Consider the following 18,517-nt stretch of genomic DNA (forward strand, 5'->3'; position numbering starts at 1 on the left):
CCGGTCCCCTCGCGGGGGCCGGGACCTTCGTGCGTCAGGCGTCAGGCGTTCAGCCGGCGACGACCTTGACGGCGATCTTCGCGGAGACCTCGGGGTGCAGGCGCACCGACACGGTGTACTCACCGGTCGTCTTGATCGGCTGGCCGATCTCGATCTTGCGCTTGTCGACCTGCGGGCCCTCGGCGGCCACGACCGCGTCGGCGATGTCACCGGTGGTGACGGCACCGAACAGGCGGCCGGACTCACCGGCGTGCGCCGTGACGACGACCGTCTTGGCGGCGAGCGAGTCGGCCACCGCCTTGGCCTCGTCCAGCGTGGCGATCTCGCGGGCCTTGCGGGCCTTGCGGATCGCGGAGACCTGGGACTCGGCGCCCTTGGTCCAGGGGGTGGCCAGACGGCGCGGGATGAGGAAGTTCCGGGCGTACCCGTCCTTCACCTCGACGACGTCGCCAGGCTCACCGAGACCGGTGACCTCGTGGGTCAGGATCAGCTTCGACATGATTCAGTGATCCTTCCGGTCAGCGGGCCGAGGACGAGTACGGCAGCAGCGCCATCTCACGGGCGTTCTTCACCGCACGGGCGATCTGGCGCTGCTCCTGGACGGAGACGCCGGTCACGCGACGCGCGCGGATCTTGCCGCGGTCGGAGATGAACTTGCGCAGCAGCGCGGTGTCCTTGTAGTCGACGGACTCGATCTTGGCCGTCTTGAGCGGGTTGGCCTTCTTCTTGGGCTTGCGCACCACAGGCTTCGCCATGGTGTTGCTCCTTCACAGGTGCTGTCCTCACGAGGCGCCGGCCGGGGCCGGCGTCGGAGGACGGGTGATCTGGGGACTGGCGCCGATCAGAACGGGGGCTCGTCCGAGAACCCGCCACCGGAGGAGGCGGGACCGGCCGTGGCCCACGGGTCGTTGCTCTGACCGCCGCCGGAAGAACCGAAGCCTCCGCCGGGCTGGCCGCCACCCTGGGGGCCGCCGTAGCCGCCCCCCTGGTTGCCGCCGCCGCCGCCGAAGCCGCCACCGCCACCGGAACGCTGGGCGCGGGTGACCTTCGCCGAGGCGTACCTCAGCGACGGGCCGACCTCGTCGACCTGCAGCTCCATGACGGTGCGCTTCTCCCCCTCGCGGGTCTCGTACGAGCGCTGAGTCAGACGGCCCTGCACGACGACGCGCATGCCCTTCGTCAGCGACTCGGCGACGTTCTCCGCGGCCTCGCGCCAGACCGAGCAGGACAGGAACAGCGCTTCGCCGTCCTTCCACTCGTTGGTCTGGCGGTCGAACGTGCGCGGCGTGGACGCGATGCGGAAGTTGGCGACGGCAGCCCCTGACGGGGTGAAGCGCAGCTCCGGGTCCGCGACCAGGTTTCCGACGACCGTGATGACGGTCTCACCAGCCATGCCATGCTCCTTCGTTCGTCCGAGAGTCGTGAGGGGATCCCATCACGGGGCTGTGACATCCACGATGTCGACGTCCACAGGCTGGGCCGGGACGCCGCCCGCGACGGGGGCAGAGTTTCGGTTCAGGTCTCAGCGGGCGTCGGTGCGCAGGATCTTGGTCCGCAGCACGGCCTCGTTCAGGCCGAGCTGGCGGTCCAGCTCCTTCGCGGTGGCCGGCGTCGAGGTGAAGTCGACGACGGCGTAGATGCCCTCGGAACGCTTGGAGATCTCGTACGCCATGCGGCGACGGCCCCAGATGTCGACCTTGTCGACGGAACCACCCTCGGTCGAGATGACCGACAGGTACTTGTCCAGCGACGGGGCCACCGTGCGCTCCTCGACCTCCGGGTCCAGGATCACCATCAGCTCGTACTGACGCATGTGTTCAACCCACCTCCTCTGGTCTCAGCGGTCACGGTCGTTCCGTGACAGGAGGGTTCTTGCGTGCGTCGGCCGCGCGCCGTCCCGGAACGGTCCGGGGCGGTGGGCACAGCCAGTCGACCAGGATACCCGCCGGGGCGGGTGTCCCGGAAATCGGTCAGTTGTCGGCGCCTTCCAGGTCGTCGAAGATGCCGCCGTCGTCCGTGGCGGTCGGGTCGGGCGACGGTGAGTTCCCGTTCCCGTTCCCGTTGCCGTTCCCGTTGTCGCCGTTGCCCGGCTCCGGACCCTTCGAGACGATCAGCGTCACGGTCGAGCCCTGATCGACGCTGCTGCCCTGGCCGGGGTCGGTGTCGATCACGATGCCGACCGGCTGGTCGCTGAACTCCTCCCGCACCGCCGGCTGGAGGGCGTCGCCGTAGATCATCTGCTCGGCCGTGGTCCGCGGCTGCCCGACGACGTTCGGCACCACGACCTGCTCGGGCTTGTCCGGCTGGCCGGTGGAGACCACGAGGGTGACGGTCGTGCCCACGGGTACCTCCTGCCCCGCTCCGGACACCTGCAGCACCGTGCCCTTGCGCTCGTCGCCGTTCTGCGCCCTCGTGCTCACCACGAGCTGCAGCTTCTCCAGCTCCCTGGTGGCCTTCGCGATGTCCCAGCCGGTGACGTCCGGCACGGTGACCGTCTCCTCCTCCGTCTCGGACGGGGTGGGCGAGGGCGAGAAGGTCGGCTGCGCCGGCACGTACTCGGGGAAGCTCTCCTCGTCCATGCCCTCGGTCGCGACCTGCATGAAGTCGGTCCACGCGCGCACCGGCCAGGTACCGCCGGTGATCTCCGGCCACTCGCCGAAGCCGTCGATGTCGTCCTGCCCGGCGATCTTGCCCGCCTCGAGGTCGAGCGTCTTGTACTGGCGCAGGCCGACGACGGTCGTGAGCTGCGGCACGAAGCCCGCGAACCACGCCGACTTGTTGTCGTTCGAGGTACCGGTCTTGCCCGCCACGGGGCGGCCCAGCTCCTGCGCGACCCGGCCGGAGCCGGTCGGGTCCTCGACGACCTTCGTCATCGCGTAGGTGGCCGCCGTGGTGACGTCCGCGTCGAACTCCTTCTCCTGCTCCTGCGGGGCCTCGTAGAGCACCGTGCCGTCGAGCGTCTCGACCTTCGACACGATGTGCGGCGTCGTGCGGTAGCCGCCCGACGCGATGGTCGAGTAGGCCCGCGCGAGGTCGATCGGTCGCACGGAGTCGACGCCGAGCACGTTCGACAGCCCCGCCGTCAGCGGGTAGTTCTCGTCCTTGCGGATCCCTGCGCGCTCGGCCACCTCACGCGTCTTCTCCGGCCCGATCTCGTCGTTGAGCTGCACGTACGCGGTGTTGACCGAGTGCGCGGTCGCCGTGGTGAGGTCGATGCTGCCGCCGTAGTTGGCGCCACCGAAGTTGGGGACCGTCCAGTCCTCGCCGTTGTTCGCCGCGGGGAAGACCTTCCCCGACTGACCGTCGAACCGGTCCTCGAGCGTGACGTCGTTCTCGAGCCCCGCCATGAGCGTGAACGGCTTGAACGTCGAGCCGGCCTGGACGACGTCCTGCGTGGCGGTGTTGAGCGACTGCTTCACGTAGTCGGGCCCGCCGTAGAGCGCCTTCACCGCGCCGGTCTTCGGGTCCATCGACACCAGCGACATGCGCACGTTCTTGTTCGCCTTGCCGTACTGGCCGTCCTCGTGCAGCGTCTTCTCGACCTCGACGGCCGCCTTCTGCAGCTTCTGGTCGATCGTCGTGGTGATCTTGAGGCCGCGCGTCTCCAGCTCCTGCTCGGACTCGAGCGGGCCGTCAGGGTTGCTGTCCGACCTGACGAGCTCCTTGCGCACCTGGGCCATGAGGTAGCCCTTCTGGCCGCCCCAGGTGTTGGTGGCTTCCTTCTTCTTCTTGAACTTCGGGAACTCCGCCTTCGCCCGCTCGTCCTTGGTGATGTACCCCTGCTGGTACATCCGGTTGATGCTGCGCTCCCAGCGCTCCTGGGCCCGCTCCGGGTTGACCGACGGGTCCCAGTTGTTCGGCGACGGGATGATCCCCGACAGCATCGCGGCCTCGGACGGCGTGAGGTCCTTGGCGTCCTTGCCGAAGAACTCCTGCGACGCGGCCTGGATGCCGTAGGTGTTCCGGCCCCAGTAGATGGTGTTGAGGTAGCTCTCGAGCACCTGCTGCTTGGGCTGGCTCTGCGCCACCTTGAGCGCGATGATCGCCTCGCGGGCCTTGCCCGCGTACGAGTCCTCGGTGTTGAGGTAGTACCGCTCGACGTACTGCTGCGTCAGCGTGGACGCGCCCTGCCGGCCACCGCCCGTGACGTTGTTGTACGCCGCGCGCGCGATGCCCTTGACGTCGATGCCGTTGTTGGTCCAGAACGTGTCGTCCTCGGACGCGACGACCGCGTTCCCGACGTACGCCGGCAGGTCGTCGAGCTTGACGAGCTCCCGCTTCTGCTCGGCGAACTGGCCGATCGGCTTGCCGCTCGACCAGTAGACGGTCGTGGCCTGGTTGTTCACCTCGTCGAGGTTCTTGGGGATCGTCGTCGTGCTCCACGCGGCCACGAACAGACCGGCGCCCAGCGCCGTCCCGGTGAGCAGGGTGCCGACGACGATGCGCCAGGACGGCAGCCAGCGCTGCACCGGGCCCTTGCGCGGGCGCGGGTAGTTCCAGAAGCGACGTCTCCTCGCCACGTCAAGCCTTTCGTCGTGCGGGACCGGCGTCGTGCTCGTACAGTGCGCCGGCCTGCGGACCACAGGGAACACTAGGCGATGCGGTAGGGCCGACGGGAGCCTCGGGCGCCCAGGGCGACGGTTCGACCCCAGGCGTCCGCAGCCCTCTGGCCTGCGCTCCGCGGAACCTTCACAACTGCCCGGACGCCCGTGGCGGGTGCTTCCCGTTGCACGACCATGTCGGCGAGTCCTATTCTCGCGATGTATCGACTCGATACGTCGTGACGACGGGTCGGCAGCGACATCGGGACAGGACGGGAAGGGGAACCCTCGTGCGCAGCAGGTCTGTGGTGCTCGAGACGGCCATCCTCGGCCTGCTCAACTCCGCCCCGCTGCACGGGTACGAGCTGCGCAAGCGGCTCAACCTGCTGCTCGGCTCGTTCCGCGCGTTCTCCTACGGCACCCTCTACCCGGCCCTCAAGTCCCTCGTCGCCCGCGGCCTCATCGAGACCACGGAGCGCGAGGCCCCGGCCCCCGCGGGTCGGGCGTCGGGCACCCGCCAGGCCGGCGCCAAGCCCTCGGGCAAGGCGCCGCTGTCGGGCCGGCGCGGGCGGATCGTGTACCGGCTGACGGCGGACGGGAAGGAGCACCTCCAGACCGTCCTCGCGTCGTCCGGCCCGGCCGCCTGGGAGGACGAGAACTTCGACGTCCGCTTCGCGTTCTTCGCGCAGACGGACGCCGAGACCCGCATCCGTATCCTCGAAGGCCGGCGCACCCGGCTCACCGAGCGGCTGGAGGCGGTCCGAGAGTCTGCCGCACGCACCCGCGAGCGGCTCGACGAGTACACCCTCGAGCTGCAGCGCCACGGGCTCGAACAGGTCGAGCGCGAGGTGCGTTGGCTCGACGGACTCATCACCACGGAACGCGACCGTGCTCTCGGCCGCGCCCGCGACCACAGCGCCGGGGTGCAGGACGCCCCGGCCCAGAGAAACAAGGAGCGAGGATGACCTCCGTCCGCGTTGCCATCGTCGGTGTCGGAAACTGTGCATCGTCCCTGATCCAGGGCGTGCACTACTACCGCGACGCCGCCCCGACCGACACCGTCCCCGGCCTCATGCACGTGCAGCTCGGCGACTACCACGTGAGTGACCTGGAGTTCGTCGCGGCGTTCGACGTCGACGCGAAGAAGGTCGGCTTCGACCTCGCCGAGGCGATCCACGCGTCCGAGAACAACACGATCAAGTTCGCCGACGTGCCGCCCACCGGCGTCACCGTCCAGCGCGGCCACACCCTCGACGGCCTCGGCGACTACTACTCCGCCACGATCGACGAGTCGGACGCCGAGCCGGTCGACGTCGTGCAGGCGCTGAAGGACGCGAAGGTCGACGTCCTCGTCTCCTACCTGCCCGTCGGCTCCGAGGCGGCGGACAAGTTCTACGCGCAGGCCGCGATCGACGCGAAGGTCGCCTTCGTCAACGCGCTGCCCGTCTTCATCGCGTCCGACCCCGAGTGGGCGAAGAAGTTCGAGGACGCCGGCGTGCCGATCGTCGGCGACGACATCAAGTCGCAGGTCGGCGCCACGATCACGCACCGCGTGCTCGCCAAGCTGTTCGAGGACCGCGGCGTCGTGCTCGACCGCACGTACCAGCTCAACGTCGGCGGCAACATGGACTTCAAGAACATGCTGCAGCGCGACCGCCTCGAGTCGAAGAAGGTCTCCAAGACGCAGGCGGTGACCTCGAACCTCGAGGGCCCGCTCGGCGGCAAGAAGGAGGACCGCAACGTCCACATCGGCCCGTCGGACTACGTCGCCTGGCTCGACGACCGCAAGTGGGCGTACGTGCGCCTCGAGGGCCGCGCGTTCGGCGAGGTGCCCCTGAACCTGGAGTACAAGCTCGAGGTGTGGGACTCCCCCAACTCGGCCGGCATCATCATCGACGCGGTGCGCGCCGCCAAGATCGCGCTCGACCGCGGCATCGGCGGCCCGATCCTCTCGGCGTCGACGTACTTCATGAAGTCCCCGCCCGTGCAGATGGAGGACACCGCGGGCCGCGCCCAGCTCGAGGCGTTCATCCGCGGCGAGGTCGAGCGCTGACGACCACCGCGTGAGGACGAAGGCCGGGGCACGGACGTGCCCCGGCCTCGTCGCGTCATGCCCCCGGCCGCACCACCGCACCGCCCTCGGCGGCCGAACGCTGCGCCGCGGCGACGACGCGCAGCGTGCGCAGCCCCACCTGCCCGTCCGGTCCCGGCGCCTCCCCCGTGCGGACGCACCCCAGGAAGTGCTCGAGCATCAGCGCGTCCAGGTTCTCGCCGAACCCGAGCCACGCCTGCCGCGTCCCCTGCGCCACGAGCCCGCCGACGTGCGCCGCGAACGGGTCGATCTCGACCGTGCCGCCGGTGCCGACCACCTGCAGCGTCAGGCCGCCCCACGTGGGTGCGCCGTCGGGCACGGACCACGAGCAGTCGACGACGATCTCCGCGCCGCCCGCGTAGGTGAGGCTCACCAGCGCGCCGGTCTCGGCGCGCACCTGCGGGTCGTCCCCGTGCAGGACCCGGTTGCTCACGGCGCGCACCGCGACCGGCTGCTCCCCGAGCAGCGCGTCGAGCAGGTCGGCCAGGTGGACCACGTGGTCCGCGAGCGCCCCGCCCCCCGCCAGCTCGGGGTCGGTGAACCAGGCACGGCCCGCGGGCACCTTGCCGTTGTTCGTCCCCGTCCCGCCGAGCACCGTGCCGAGCGCGCCCGACGCCACCAGTCCGCGCAGCGTGCCGAACTCGGGGCTGAACCGCACGGGGTAGGCCGTCATGAGGCGCACCCCGGCGGCGTCGCACGCCGCCACCATCTCCTCCGCGTCCTCGACCCGGGTCGCGAGCGGCTTCTCGCACAGCACGTGCGCGCCGGCCGCCGCGGCGGCGAGCACGACGTCCCGGTGCCGGGAGTTCTCGCTGCACACGATGACGGCGTCGGGCCGCCAGGCGAGCGCCTCCGCATAGGTGTCCACGTAGGCGGCGCCGTGCTCCGCGGCGAACGCGGCCCCGCGCAGCTCGCCGGCGGGGGCCGTGGCGGCGTCGGGGTCGGCGGTGAGGAGCTCGACGTCGGGCCGGCCACGCAGCAGCGCGACGTACGACGCGGCGTGCACGTGCGCGAACGACAGGATCGCGACCCGCAGCGGGGCCGGGGTGGGCGTCATGCTCGGCTCCCGGTGGTCTCGAGGTCGGCCAGGGCGCGGGCCCGGGCGGCCGTGTCCAGGGCGACGGGCTCCCCGGACGCGATGGAGGCGAGCGCCGCCTCGGCGATCTCGACGGCGATCACGCCGTCGACGGCGCTCACCCGCGGGTGGTGCGGGTCGTCGGGCGCCAACGACGTCGGGGACGCCGCGAACGCCCGGGCGACCTCCCGGATCTCCGTGAGGTACGGGCTCTCGCCGGCGGCGGGGGCCGGCCGGTCCTGTCCGCCGGCCGGGACCGGCGGGAGGTCCGACCGGACCCCCGACGCCTCGGCCGAGTCGAACCGCAGCGTCCCGGCGGCCCCGGCGACGTGGAACGACGTCCGGAAGGTGGTGTGCGGCGCCCCCCACAGCCCTCGCACGTGACTGATCGCGCCGCCGGCGTGGGTGAGCACGGCGTGCGCGAGCGTGTGCGGGGCCCCGCCCTCCTCGAGGGACCGTCGGGTGGCGTGCACGCTCGTGACCTCGCCCGCGACCCACCGGGCGAGGTCGAGGTCGTGGATCATGAGGTCCAGCACCACGCCGCCCGACTGGGCGTCGTCCGCGAACCACGGGGACCAGGCGGGGAACATCCCGCCGCGCGCGAACCGCAGGACGGCCGGCGCCCCGATCTCCCCGGACCGCACGGCCCGGCGCATCCGGGCGTACTCCGGGAAGAACCGCACGACGTGCCCCGGGTAGAGCTGCCGGTCCGCGGCGCGGGCCGCCTCGAGCATCGCGACGGCGTCGCGCGACGTGCGGCCCAGCGGCTTCTCGCACAGGACGTGGCGGCCGGCCGCGAGGGCGGCCGTCGCCACCTCGAGGTGGGTGGGCGTCGGGGTCACGACGTCGACGACGTCCGCGACGTCGAGCAGCTCGTCGAGCCCGGCGACGACCCGTCCGCCGTGCGCGGCCGCGAGCTCGGCGGCGCCGTCCGTCGAGTGGACGACGAGGTCCGCGCCGAGCGCGCGCCACGCCGGCGCGTGGGCCCGGGCGATGCCGCCCGCGCCGACGAGACCGACCGTGAGGGCGGGGGAAGGCTCTGCAGCAGTCATCGTGCTCCCTACTTGAGTCCGGAATGGGCGAGACCGTCGATCACACGGCGCTGCATGACGACGAAGAGCAGGAGGATGGGCGCCATGGCGAGCGCGCTGGCCGCCATCATCACCGTGTAGTCGGTGGTGGTGCGCCCCGCGAACGTCGCGATGCCGGCCGCGAGCGGCATGCTCTCGGCGCGGGTCGAGACGACGAGCGGCCACAGGAGGTCGTTCCAGGACCACAGGACGGTGATGATCGTCAGGGCGCCGAGGCTGGGGCCGGCGAGCGGCAGCATGACCCGCCAGAAGACCTGGAACGGGTTGGCGCCGTCGAGCCGCGCGGCCTCCTCGAGCGAGTCGGGCACGCCCCTGAAGAACTGCATCATGAGGAAGGTGCCGAACGCGCTGAAGATGCCCGGGGCGGCGATGCCGGCCACGGTGTTCAGCCAGCCGAGCCCGTTGATGATCTGGTACTGCGGGATGAGGTACACCTGCGACGGCACCATGAGGATTGACAGCACCAGCGCGAGCAGCACGCCCCGCAGCGGGAACCGCATGCGCGCGAACGCGTAGCCGGCCATCGAGCACAGCACGAGCTGGCCCGCCGTGCGCGCCACGGTGATCGAGACCGAGACCCAGAACTCCTGGAGGAACGGGAGCTTGGAGAACACCTCGGCGTAGTTGCCCCACTGCAGCTCCCCCGGCCAGAACACCGGGGGCACGCTCATCACCTGGGCGTTCGTGGACAGCGACGTGAGCAGCTGCCACACGAACGGGAACACCATGACCACGCCGCCGACGGCGAGCACCACGTGCGCCCAGGCGTTGGACCCGTGGCGCGACGTGCGGCGGCGGGGCGCCGTCGGTCGCCCGGCGAGCGCGGGAGCGGTCGTCGTGAGGGTCGCGTCAGGCATAGGTGACCCACCTCCTCTGCATGCGGAACTGGAGCAGCGTGACGGCGCCGACGATCAGCAGGATCACCATCGCGATGGCGGCGGCGAAGCCCTTGTCGTTGCGCAGGAAGGCCTCGTTGTAGAAGAGGTAGACGAGGGACTGCGTCTGCTGCATCGCCGGGTTGGCCTGGCCCATGAGGGCGTACAGCAGGTCGAACAGCTGGAAGCCGTTGATGACCGTGATGACGGTGACGAAGAAGACGCTGGGGGTCAGCAGCGGGACGGTGACGGAGCGGAACTGCCGCCAGGCCGACGCGCCGTCGAGCGACGCCGCCTCGTAGAGCTCCGGGGGGATGGTCCGCAGCCCGGCGGACAGGATGATGATCGCGAAGCCGAGCGACGTCCACAGGCCGACGACGGACACCGCGACGAGCGCGAAGCCCGGCGTCGAGGTCCACGACGGGCCGTCGATGCCGACCACGGCGAGCGCCTGGTTGAGGATCCCGAAGTCGCCGTTGAAGATCAAGCGCCACACCATCGCCACGGCCGTCGGCATCGCGACGTAGGGCATGAAGTACAGCACCCGGTAGAACGCCGTGAACCGCATCCCGGGCCGGTGCAGCAGGCTCGCGACGAACATCGCGATCGGGATGCCGAGCAGCACGATCGCCGTGTAGACCAGCGTGTTGACGACGGCGGTCCCCAGGTCGGGGTCGCGGGCGAGCCGCTGGTAGTTCTCGAGGCCCACCCACGTCTGGCCGCCGAAGGCGCCCCACTCGGTGAGGCTGAAGTAGCCCGTCTGGACGATCGGCCACAGGTAGAACAGGACGACGCCGACCATCGTGGGCAGCACGAAGAGGACGGGCCACCAGCCGTCGTACCCGTGCCGGGGCCCCCGGGGCGCGGTGCCCCCGGCCACGGTGCGCGGGGCGGAGCCCCGGGCGGGCGCGACGACGCCCGCCCGGGGGGATCGGTCGACGGAGGTCATTCCTTCGCGAGCTCCTCGTTCATGGCGTCGGCCAGCTCCTGGGCGACCTCCTCGACGGGGCGCTCCCCGGAGAGCGCCTGCGGCAGCAGCTCGGTCTCGAGCGCGTTCCACGCCGCCGTGTTCTGCGAGATCGGGTACGGGAAGGCCATGTCCTCGGCCGAGTCGATGAAGACGTCGATGCCGAAGCTCGGGACCGAGTCGACGAACGCCTGCTGCGTCCCGGAGTAGGCCGGGTTCGCCACGCCCATCTCCGCCTGCGTGCGCTGCGCCTCCTCGGAGCCCAGGTAGGCCAGGAAGGCGTTGGCGGCCGCCTTGTTCTCGCTGTCCGCGGCGACGACGTTCCCGACGCCGTGGATGACGGTGGCGCGCCGCTCGGGCCCGGCGGGGAGCCGGACGATGCCGAAGTCGTCCTTGTTCGGCGAGTCCTTCATCTCCGCGACCGACCAGTTGCCGGACCAGAACATCGCCGCCTTGCCCGAGCCGAACCACACGTTCGGCTTGGTGTCGGACATCTGCTGGAGGGTCGGCGCGGCCCCGTCGGCGATGAGGTCGGCCCACAGCTGGAGCCCCTCGGCGGCCTCGGGGCTGTCGTACCCGGACGTCGTGCCGTCGTCCGAGATGATCTCTCCGCCGGCCTGCAGGATCGTGTTGTAGTAGCTGCTCTGTCCGATGCCGTTGATCTCGGAGACCACCCCGTAGACGCCCTGGTCGGAGAGCTCGTCGGAGATCTTGCCGGCCGCGTCCTGGAACTCGTCCCACGTCCAGTCGTCGGTGGGGAGGTCGACGCCGGCCTTCTCGAAGAGCGCCTTGTTGTACCAGAGGGCGACGGTGTCGAAGTCCTTGGGGACGCCGTACTGCGTGTCCTCGAACGAGTAGAGCTGGTTGAGGGCGTCGGGGTACTTCGACGGGTCGATCTCGCCGGCGTCCACGAGGCCCGTGACCGGCTGGAGCAGGTCGTTCGCGGCGTAGAGCTGGACGTTCGGGCCGTTCATCCAGAACACGTCGGGCAGCGTCCGCGACTCCCCCTGCGTCTGCAGCTTGGTGAAGTACTGCTGGAACGGGGTCAGGTCCACGGTGACCTTGATGTTCGGGTACGTCTCGTTGAAGTCCTTGATGTTCTGGTCGATCGCGGGCTTCTGGTTCTCGTCCCAGATCGCGTACGTGATCTCGGCCTGGGCGTCGGTCGGCGCGACCTCGGCGCTGTCCTCGGCGGCGTCGCCGCCGCCCCCGCACGCGGAGAGCGTCAGTGCCACGGCCGCGACGCCCGCGAGGGACGCGCTGCGCAGGAGATGCTTCATCGGGGTGCTCCTCGGGTTGATGGGTCTCTCAGGTCCGCGGCGTCGGTGCCGCGGGGTCGACGTCGTCGTCGAAGTGGGCCGCGACCTCGGGGGCCACGGGTCGGACACGCTGCGGCGCGGACCCTGCGCGCAGCGAGACGGTGGCGGCGATGCCGGTCGCGACCGCGTCGCGGGCCATCACCGGTGAGGTGGTGATCGGGGCTCCCTCGGCCACGTGCCGCAGGAACTCGTCCACGGTGAGCCGGTCGGCGTCCTGGTGGCCCGGGCCTGCCGCGTCCACCGGGTACTCGACGTCGCCGTGCTCGGACCACGACGTGCGGCGGTTCCACACCCGGACCGAGGCGCCGTCGCCGTCCCCGACGTTCTCGAGGCGGCCGCGGGTGCCGATCACCGTGTAGTTGCGCCAGTAGTCGGGCGTGAAGTGGCACTGCTCGTAGCTCGCGAGCACACCGTTGTCGAGCCGCATGAGCATCATCGACGTGTCCTCGACGTCGATCGTCGGGTGCAGGCCCGTCTGCTCGAGCGGCGGCCAGTTGTCGTAGGAGAACCAGTCGGTCATGAGCTGCCCGGTGCGGTCCGCGCGATCCGTCACGCGCCCGTAGACCTGCAGGTCGCCCATCCCGACGACGTCCCGCGTCGTGGAGCCGGCCAGCCAGTGGATGACGTCGATGTCGTGCACGGCCTTCTGCAGCAGGAGCCCCGTGCTGCGCGCCCGGTCGGCGTGCCAGTCCTTGAAGTAGTAGTCGCCGCCGTTGCCGACGAAGTGCCGGCACCACACGGCCTGCACGTCCCCGATCTCGCCGCGGGCGACGACGTCCCGCATCGTCCGCACGACCGCCATGTGCCGCATGTTGTGGCCCACGTAGAGCTTCGTGCCGGTCTCTGCCGCCGCGGCGAGCACCCGGTCGCAGTCCTGGGTGGTCGTGGCCAGCGGCTTCTCGAGGTAGACGGCGACCCCCGCCCGCAGCAGGTCCTCGGCGATGTCGGCGTGCGTGTCGTCGGGGGTGCAGACGAAGGCCGCGTCGACGCCGTCCGCCGCGCCCGCCCGGGCGACCAGCCCGTGGTGGTCGGCCGCGAACGCCGTGCCCGGGCCGAACAGCTCGTGCGCGCGGGCGCGGCCCCCGGGGTCGACGTCGACCGCCTCGACGACGCGGGCCGGGACGCCCGTGCGGCCCACCCACCGTGCCAGCCCGGCGCGCGCGCCGACCCCGACCACCGCGACCCGCAGCGGCTCGCGGACCTCCGCCGCCCGCGGCTCCCCCGGGCCCTCCACGTCGTCCGTGTCATTCGTGTCGTTCCCCACGGCGACCGACGCCGAGGACGGCGTGGCGGCGGCGAGCGCCTCGGCGAGCGACGCCGCCGGGTCCGCCGCGCTCAGCGGCGGGGCCGCGACGTCGCTGCTGCCGAAGACGTCGCGGGAGCCGACCTCCAGGGCCCGCACGAGCGCGCCGAGGGCGGCGCCGTCCGACGCGAACGCCGACGTCACCAGCGACGCCGCGGCGCGTGGCCGCACGAGCCGGTCGACCTCCTCCTGCAGCGGCACCCGGAGCAGCTCGCCCGCGCGGGACAGACCGCCGCCGAGCACCACGCACTCCGGGTCGGCGACCATCGCGAGCGTCGCGACGCCGGGGGCGACCCGGCGCGCGTACTGCTGGAGCAGGCCGAGCGCCGCGCCGTCGCCCTCCTGGGCGCGCTGGGCGACCTGCTCGGCGCCGCCCGCCTCCTCGATCTCCCGGAGCAGGCTGCCCTCGAGCCAGCCGTCCCAGCCCATCCACTCGAAGTCCCCGACCTCGCCCGCGGCGAACCGGTTCCCGCGGTAGACCTGGCCCCCGAGCACGAGGGCGGCGCCCACGCGGTAGCCCAGCTGCACCAGGACGACGTCGTCGGCGAGCCGGGCCGCCCCCAGCGCGTGCTCGGCCAGGGCTGCCATGTTGATGTCGTTCTCGACGATCACCGGGTGCTCGCCGCCCGTCTTGAGCCGGGCCGCGAGATTGACGCCGGTCCAGTCGGGGATCGGCAGCGAGAGGCGGACCCGCTCGCCGTCCACGATGCCGGGCACCGCCGCCGCCACGGCGGCGACGCGCGACCGCGGCGCCCCGACCACGTCCAGGAGCTCGCGCTGCACGGCGCGGGCCGTCTCGAGCCGCTCCACGCCGTCGACCGGGCCGTCCACGGTGCGCCGCACGACGGCGCGGACCTGGCCCGCCAGGTCGGCCAGCATCCCGGTCACGGAGTGCACGCCCAGGTCGAGGCCGACCACGTACCGCGCGCCGGCCGCGAAGGCGTACCGGCGTGCGGGCCGCCCCACCGCGCCCTCCTCCACCCCGGACACCTCGCGGGCCAGGCCGCGCTCGACGAGCTCGGCGACGATCGACTCGACGGTGGGTCGTGACAGGCCGGTGTCCTTCGCGAGCGCGGTCAGCGTCGTCGCCTGGCTGCCCCGCAGCACCTCGATGCAGCTGAGCGTGTTGCGTCGGCGCACGTCCGTGACGTGCCGGTCACCACCGCTGCGGACCATGTCTCCCCGTCCCTCTCCCCGTGTTCCTCGAGCCGTCATCGCCGGGCGAACAGGCCGACGGCGTCCCACGCCACCCAGCCACCCTCGGCGAGGACGAGCTCGATCGTGTTCGCGCCCTCGCGCAGCAGCCCGGCGGGCACCGGGAGCTCGTGGTACGAGCGGACCAGCGCCGTCCCCGGCACGGTGGCGTCCCCCTCGCGCGAGCCGCGCGTCCCGCCCGGGGGCAGGGCGACGTCGGCCAGCGCCGTGCCGTTGACGGCCACCCGGAGCGTGCCGCCCAGGCGGGTCGTGTCGACGAGCCAGAGCGCGAGGTCGTGGTCGGCCGCGGGAGCGGCGGGCAGCGGGAGGCGCCAGCGCGCGGTGTACGCCTTGCGGCCCGCCCAGGCGTCGCCGGGTCCCGGCAGCAGGTAGGGCCAGGCGTCCGCAGGGGTGTCGACGCCCTGCTCGAGCTCGATCACGGCGTCCGGGTAGGCCGCCGGGATCTGCGCGTACCCCGACGGCGCGAAGCGGTGCTCCAGCGTCCGGGCGTCGAAGTCGCCGATCGTCGCGACCGGCAGGCCGGTCCCCACGACGGACGCCACCGAGCTGGCCACGAGCACGTCGCTCGCGCGCGCGGTCCGCCCGGCGTCGGACACCGCGACGACGCGGTAGGTCCAGGTCTCGCCGCGGGGGTCGACGTGGTGCGTGAGCTGCGGGTACACCGTCTTGCCGACGAGGTTGGCCCCGTCCGGCTCGAAGCGGCCGCGGGCTCCCCGGACCGCGTGCACCCGGTAGTGGTCGATGAGCGGCTCGAAGCCGAGCGAGCGCCAGCTCAGCTCGGTGCGGGCGATCGCGGGCTCGGCGCGCAGGCCGGTGACCTGCCTGGGCCGCTGGGACGACGGGACGGGCACGATGCCTCCTTCAGGCCTCGACGAGGCGGGACGTGCCCGCGGGGGTGACGAAACGGGCGAGGACCTCGCGCGGGGCGGTGTCGTCGGCCTCCACCCACGGCACGCAGACGAAGGTCGACGTCATCGCCTGCGGGGTCAGGGTGACCGTCAGGTAGCCGCGCCGGCCGTCGTAGAGCCGCACGTAGTCGTGCTGGAGCCAGTCCGGGGCGTAGTCGTCCGTCGGAGCGCCGTCGCCGTCCGAGGCCACGGACGTGCAGACCAGCTCCACGCCCAGGTTCCCCGCCCCGGGGTCGCCGACGTCCGCGCGCAGCTCGCCGGCGACCGCGTGGTGGATGTCCCCCGAGAGGACGACGACGCCGCTGCTGCGGGCCATCGCGTCGAGCAGCCGCTTCCGCGCCGCGGGGTAGCCGTCCCACTGGTCCGTCCGGTCCTCCGTGACCGGCATGAGCACCACGCCGCTCGCCACGACGTTCCAGACCGCCGGGCTGTCGACCAGGCGCTCCTCCACCCATCGTTCCTGCGCACGGCCGAGCATGGTGCGCGCGGGGTCGGCCTGCTCCTCGGCGGTCTCCGGGACGGGGTCGCGGTGCTGCCGGGTGTCCAGCAGGGAGAACCTCGCCAGGCGGCCCACGTCGAAGCCCGTGGTGATGTCCGAGCCGGGGCCGTCGGGCAGCGCCTCGAGGTCCACCGGCAGGTGCTCGTAGAACGCCCGGTAGGCCACGGCCACGCGGTGCGCGAAGATCTCGTCGGGCAGGCCGTAGGCGGAGCGACCGCCCACGTAGTTGTTCTGCACCTCGTGGTCGTCCCAGATCGCCACGGCCGGGACGCGCGCGTGCAGCGCCTGCAGGTGCGGGTCGCTCTTGGTGAGGGCGTACCGCAGCCGGTACTGCTCCAGGGTCTGCACCTCGGCGGCGTGCTCCGGCGCGACCGACACCCCCTGGCGCCACAGGTTCGCCGCCGTGATCCCGTACTCGTAGACGTAGTCGCCCCCGAAGACCACCAGGTCGAGCCCGGGCTCTGCCGCGAGGTGCCGGTGCGCCGTGAAGTGGCCGTGGTACCAGGCCTGGCACGAGACGACGCCCACCGTGAACGTGTCCGGGACGGCGGAAGCGGCCGGCAGCGTGCGGAAGCGCCCCACGGTGCTCGCGGTGGTGCCCGAGCGGAACCGGTAGAAGTACTCGGTCCCCGGTCGCAGGCCGGTGACCTTGGGGTGCACCGAGTGCGCCAGCTCCGGCTGCGCGAGCGCGTGCCCGCGCCGCACGACGTGCTCGAGGTCCGGGTCGGTCGCGACCTCCCAGTGCACGCCGTAGCTCCGCAGCGGCATGCCTGCGTGCCCGTCGGGGGCCAGCGGGTCGCGGGTGAGGCGCGTCCACAGCACCATCGAGTCCGGGCGCGGCGAGCCGCTGGCGACCCCCAGACCGAACGAGCCGTCCGCCGGCGACGCCGCCCCGGCCGTCTCCGGTGCGCTGATGCCGAGCGCCAGCGTGGCGGCGCCGAGGCCACCCGCGCGGAGCACCTCCCGACGGCTGAGGGTGGGGGTCGTGCGAGGCATACGCCCTCCTGTCCGGACGCGACGTGACCTGGAGCACATCGTCGTGGAGTTATGAAAGGTACCTTTGTAAGTAGGCCTCGACAAGAGGTGTCACGGCGAAAGCTTTCCGTCGCCCGGTTGCAGAACTCACGAGCCGGCCGCGCGGGCCATCGGGGGGACCGCCCCCGGGAGGCGCGGTACGGCGAACGCCTAGGCTGTGGGCGTGGGAGCGATGAGCGAGACCTGGCACGAGCTGCGCGCGCTGCTGCGGCTGGAGGGCTTCCGCAAGCTCTTCACCGTCCGGCTGGTCTCGCAGGCCGGCGACGGCATGTTCCAGGTGGGCCTGGCGTCCCTGCTGTTCTTCTCCCCCGAGTCGCAGGGCACGGCGGCGGCCATCGCCGGCGCGTTCGCCGTCATGCTCGCGCCGTTCACGATCGTCGGCCCCTTCGCGGGCGTGCTGCTCGACCGGTGGCAACGCCGCCAGGTGCTGGTGTGGGGCAACGCGGTGCGCGTGGTCCTCACGCTCGCGATGGCGGGCGTCATGCTGGCCGGCGGCGTCGGCTGGGCGATCTACGCGATCGGCCTGGCCGCCCTGTCGGTCAACCGCTTCCTCCTCGCCGGGCTGTCCGCGGGCCTGCCGCGCGTCGTCGACGGCCCGCTGCTGCTCACCGCCAACTCGCTGTCCCCCACGCTCGGCGCGGGCGCGGCGTTCGTCGGCGGCGGCATCGGCTTCGTCCTCGGCCTGGCGTTCGAGCCCGGCCGGGTCAAGGACTCGTCCGCCCTCGTGTGCGCGGCGCTCGTCTTCGGCGTCGCGTCCCAGCTCGCCACCCGCCTGCGGCGCACCCAGCTCGGCCCCGAGCGGCCGGCGGAGGCCGACCTGCGGGGCGAGATCGCCAAGGTCGCCCGTGGGCTCGCCGACGGCGCCCGCTACCTCGTCGCGCGCCGCACCCCCGGCCAGGCGCTGCTCGCCATGGCCGTGCACCGCTTCCTCTACGGCGTCGTGTTCATCGCGTCGATCCTCATCTCGCGCAACCTGCTGGATCCCGGCAGCCAGAGCGCCGGAATGGCGACCTTCGCCGTCGTCATCGGCCTCACGGGCGTGGGCGGCGCCGTCGCGATGGTGCTGACGCCCACGCTCTCGCGCCGCACCGGACCGCAGGGCTGGATCGCCGTCATGCTGCTGCTCGCGGCCGCCAGCCAGCTGCTCCTCGTCACGACGCCGGAGCGCGCGGTCGTCTACACCGGCGCCGCGCTGCTCGGCCTCGCGGCGCAGGGCACCAAGATCGCCGTCGACACGATCGTCCAGCGCGACGCCGAGGACGAGTTCCGCGGCCGCGCCTTCGCCTTCTACGACGTGCTCTACAACGCCGCGTTCGTCGGCGCCGCCGCCCTCGCCGCCTTCACCCTGCCGGACACCGGCTGGTCCCGCGGCGTCTTCGTCGGCCTCGCCGTCGCGTACGTCCTCGCCGCGCTGCTCATGGCGACGCGCGGCGCCCGCACCCCGGCACCGGTGCCGCCCCGTGTCCGCCGGGCCGGGGGCGCCGAGGACGCCGCCGCGCGCGCCTGACGCCCGCCCGCACGCCGCGCACGACCCCGCCCTGAGCGACCGACGAGTTCCGACCGGAAATCAGGTCGTCACGGGAAGCGGGAATATCGC

General features: G+C 72.2%; 16 protein-coding genes. 3 read left to right on the top strand and 13 right to left on the bottom strand.

Annotated features, from left to right (window positions below; all coding sequences use genetic code 11):
* Nucleotides 1-49: 49 nt before the first annotated feature.
* The 5 genes from rplI to ACFQ8Y_RS02135 form a co-directional block, all read right to left on the bottom strand.
* A complete protein-coding gene (gene rplI, locus ACFQ8Y_RS02115; RefSeq protein WP_429731013.1) occupies nt 50-499 on the bottom strand; it encodes a 50S ribosomal protein L9 in 450 nt (149 codons plus the stop codon).
* Between the two features lie 19 nt (nt 500-518).
* Nucleotides 519-755 carry a 30S ribosomal protein S18 gene (rpsR, locus tag ACFQ8Y_RS02120; protein WP_100422261.1) on the bottom strand — a complete coding sequence of 79 codons (237 nt, stop codon included), beginning with the start codon at nt 753-755 and terminating at the stop codon, nt 519-521.
* Nucleotides 756-841: 86 nt separating this feature from the next.
* Complete coding sequence (locus ACFQ8Y_RS02125; RefSeq protein WP_430549391.1) at nt 842-1,393, bottom strand: single-stranded DNA-binding protein; 552 nt, start codon at nt 1,391-1,393, stop codon at nt 842-844.
* A gap of 129 nt (nt 1,394-1,522) precedes the next feature.
* Complete coding sequence (rpsF, locus tag ACFQ8Y_RS02130; RefSeq protein ID WP_430549392.1) at nt 1,523-1,813, bottom strand: 30S ribosomal protein S6; 291 nt, start codon at nt 1,811-1,813, stop codon at nt 1,523-1,525.
* A gap of 157 nt (nt 1,814-1,970) precedes the next feature.
* On the bottom strand, nt 1,971-4,520 hold the full coding sequence (locus tag ACFQ8Y_RS02135) for a transglycosylase domain-containing protein (protein ID WP_430584455.1): 2,550 nt from the start codon (nt 4,518-4,520) through the stop codon (nt 1,971-1,973).
* A 311-nt stretch (nt 4,521-4,831) separates the two neighbouring features.
* Here ACFQ8Y_RS02135 and ACFQ8Y_RS02140 point away from each other — a divergent pair, with 311 nt between their 5' ends.
* Both ACFQ8Y_RS02140 and ACFQ8Y_RS02145 read left to right on the top strand, forming a co-directional pair.
* On the top strand, nt 4,832-5,506 hold the full coding sequence (locus ACFQ8Y_RS02140; protein WP_430549394.1) for a helix-turn-helix transcriptional regulator: 675 nt from the start codon (nt 4,832-4,834) through the stop codon (nt 5,504-5,506).
* The gene (locus ACFQ8Y_RS02145; protein WP_430549395.1) at nt 5,503-6,594 is read left to right on the top strand and encodes an inositol-3-phosphate synthase; all 1,092 of its coding nucleotides are present in this window, start codon (nt 5,503-5,505) and stop codon (nt 6,592-6,594) included. Before ACFQ8Y_RS02140 ends, ACFQ8Y_RS02145 begins: the two co-directional genes overlap by 4 nt.
* Before the next feature lie 55 nt (nt 6,595-6,649).
* Here the strand turns inward: ACFQ8Y_RS02145 and ACFQ8Y_RS02150 are convergent, their stop codons facing one another.
* The 8 genes from ACFQ8Y_RS02150 to ACFQ8Y_RS02185 are packed head-to-tail and all read right to left on the bottom strand — an operon-like array spanning nt 6,650 to nt 16,881.
* The gene (locus ACFQ8Y_RS02150; RefSeq protein WP_430584456.1) at nt 6,650-7,690 is read right to left on the bottom strand and encodes a Gfo/Idh/MocA family protein; all 1,041 of its coding nucleotides are present in this window, start codon (nt 7,688-7,690) and stop codon (nt 6,650-6,652) included.
* Nucleotides 7,687-8,760 carry a Gfo/Idh/MocA family protein gene (locus tag ACFQ8Y_RS02155; RefSeq protein ID WP_430584457.1) on the bottom strand — a complete coding sequence of 358 codons (1,074 nt, stop codon included), beginning with the start codon at nt 8,758-8,760 and terminating at the stop codon, nt 7,687-7,689. The genes ACFQ8Y_RS02150 and ACFQ8Y_RS02155 overlap by 4 nt, the downstream gene beginning before the upstream one ends.
* A gap of 8 nt (nt 8,761-8,768) precedes the next feature.
* Nucleotides 8,769-9,656: a carbohydrate ABC transporter permease gene (locus ACFQ8Y_RS02160; protein WP_430584458.1), complete on the bottom strand. Its 888-nt coding sequence runs from the start codon at nt 9,654-9,656 to the stop codon at nt 8,769-8,771.
* A complete protein-coding gene (locus tag ACFQ8Y_RS02165) occupies nt 9,649-10,623 on the bottom strand; it encodes a carbohydrate ABC transporter permease (protein ID WP_430549399.1) in 975 nt (324 codons plus the stop codon). Before ACFQ8Y_RS02165 ends, ACFQ8Y_RS02160 begins: the two co-directional genes overlap by 8 nt.
* Nucleotides 10,620-11,921 (bottom strand): ABC transporter substrate-binding protein, encoded by a 1,302-nt coding sequence (locus tag ACFQ8Y_RS02170; protein WP_430584459.1) that lies wholly within the window; start codon nt 11,919-11,921, stop codon nt 10,620-10,622. The genes ACFQ8Y_RS02165 and ACFQ8Y_RS02170 overlap by 4 nt, the downstream gene beginning before the upstream one ends.
* 28 nt (nt 11,922-11,949) lie before the next feature.
* Nucleotides 11,950-14,439: an ROK family protein gene (locus ACFQ8Y_RS02175; protein WP_430584460.1), complete on the bottom strand. Its 2,490-nt coding sequence runs from the start codon at nt 14,437-14,439 to the stop codon at nt 11,950-11,952.
* Between the two features lie 35 nt (nt 14,440-14,474).
* Entirely contained in the window at nt 14,475-15,329 is an 855-nt protein-coding gene (locus ACFQ8Y_RS02180; protein WP_430584461.1) for a hypothetical protein, read from the bottom strand.
* Nucleotides 15,330-15,339: 10 nt separating this feature from the next.
* On the bottom strand, nt 15,340-16,881 hold the full coding sequence (locus ACFQ8Y_RS02185; RefSeq protein ID WP_430584462.1) for an alkaline phosphatase D family protein: 1,542 nt from the start codon (nt 16,879-16,881) through the stop codon (nt 15,340-15,342).
* Nucleotides 16,882-17,092: 211 nt separating this feature from the next.
* On the opposite strand from ACFQ8Y_RS02185, the gene ACFQ8Y_RS02190 reads away from it, so the two are divergent.
* The gene (locus ACFQ8Y_RS02190) at nt 17,093-18,427 is read left to right on the top strand and encodes an MFS transporter (protein ID WP_430584540.1); all 1,335 of its coding nucleotides are present in this window, start codon (nt 17,093-17,095) and stop codon (nt 18,425-18,427) included.
* Nucleotides 18,428-18,517 lie beyond the last annotated feature (90 nt).

Origin of the sequence: Isoptericola sp. NPDC056605 (assembly GCF_042792795.1) — a bacterium.
Taxonomy (GTDB): Bacteria; Actinomycetota; Actinomycetes; order Actinomycetales; family Cellulomonadaceae; genus Isoptericola.

Coding starts and splice junctions, on each gene's coding strand:
- ACFQ8Y_RS02155 (WP_430584457.1), bottom strand. CDS start 8,760: ATGACTGCTGCAGAGCCTTCCCCCGCCCTCACGGTCGGTCTCGTCGGC.
- rpsR (WP_100422261.1), bottom strand. CDS start 755: ATGGCGAAGCCTGTGGTGCGCAAGCCCAAGAAGAAGGCCAACCCGCTC.
- ACFQ8Y_RS02150 (WP_430584456.1), bottom strand. CDS start 7,690: ATGACGCCCACCCCGGCCCCGCTGCGGGTCGCGATCCTGTCGTTCGCG.
- ACFQ8Y_RS02165 (WP_430549399.1), bottom strand. CDS start 10,623: ATGACCTCCGTCGACCGATCCCCCCGGGCGGGCGTCGTCGCGCCCGCC.
- ACFQ8Y_RS02185 (WP_430584462.1), bottom strand. CDS start 16,881: ATGCCTCGCACGACCCCCACCCTCAGCCGTCGGGAGGTGCTCCGCGCG.
- ACFQ8Y_RS02125 (WP_430549391.1), bottom strand. CDS start 1,393: ATGGCTGGTGAGACCGTCATCACGGTCGTCGGAAACCTGGTCGCGGAC.
- ACFQ8Y_RS02160 (WP_430584458.1), bottom strand. CDS start 9,656: ATGCCTGACGCGACCCTCACGACGACCGCTCCCGCGCTCGCCGGGCGA.
- rpsF (WP_430549392.1), bottom strand. CDS start 1,813: ATGCGTCAGTACGAGCTGATGGTGATCCTGGACCCGGAGGTCGAGGAG.
- rplI (WP_429731013.1), bottom strand. CDS start 499: ATGTCGAAGCTGATCCTGACCCACGAGGTCACCGGTCTCGGTGAGCCT.
- ACFQ8Y_RS02170 (WP_430584459.1), bottom strand. CDS start 11,921: ATGAAGCATCTCCTGCGCAGCGCGTCCCTCGCGGGCGTCGCGGCCGTG.
- ACFQ8Y_RS02190 (WP_430584540.1), top strand. CDS start 17,093: ATGAGCGAGACCTGGCACGAGCTGCGCGCGCTGCTGCGGCTGGAGGGC.
- ACFQ8Y_RS02145 (WP_430549395.1), top strand. CDS start 5,503: ATGACCTCCGTCCGCGTTGCCATCGTCGGTGTCGGAAACTGTGCATCG.
- ACFQ8Y_RS02175 (WP_430584460.1), bottom strand. CDS start 14,439: ATGGTCCGCAGCGGTGGTGACCGGCACGTCACGGACGTGCGCCGACGC.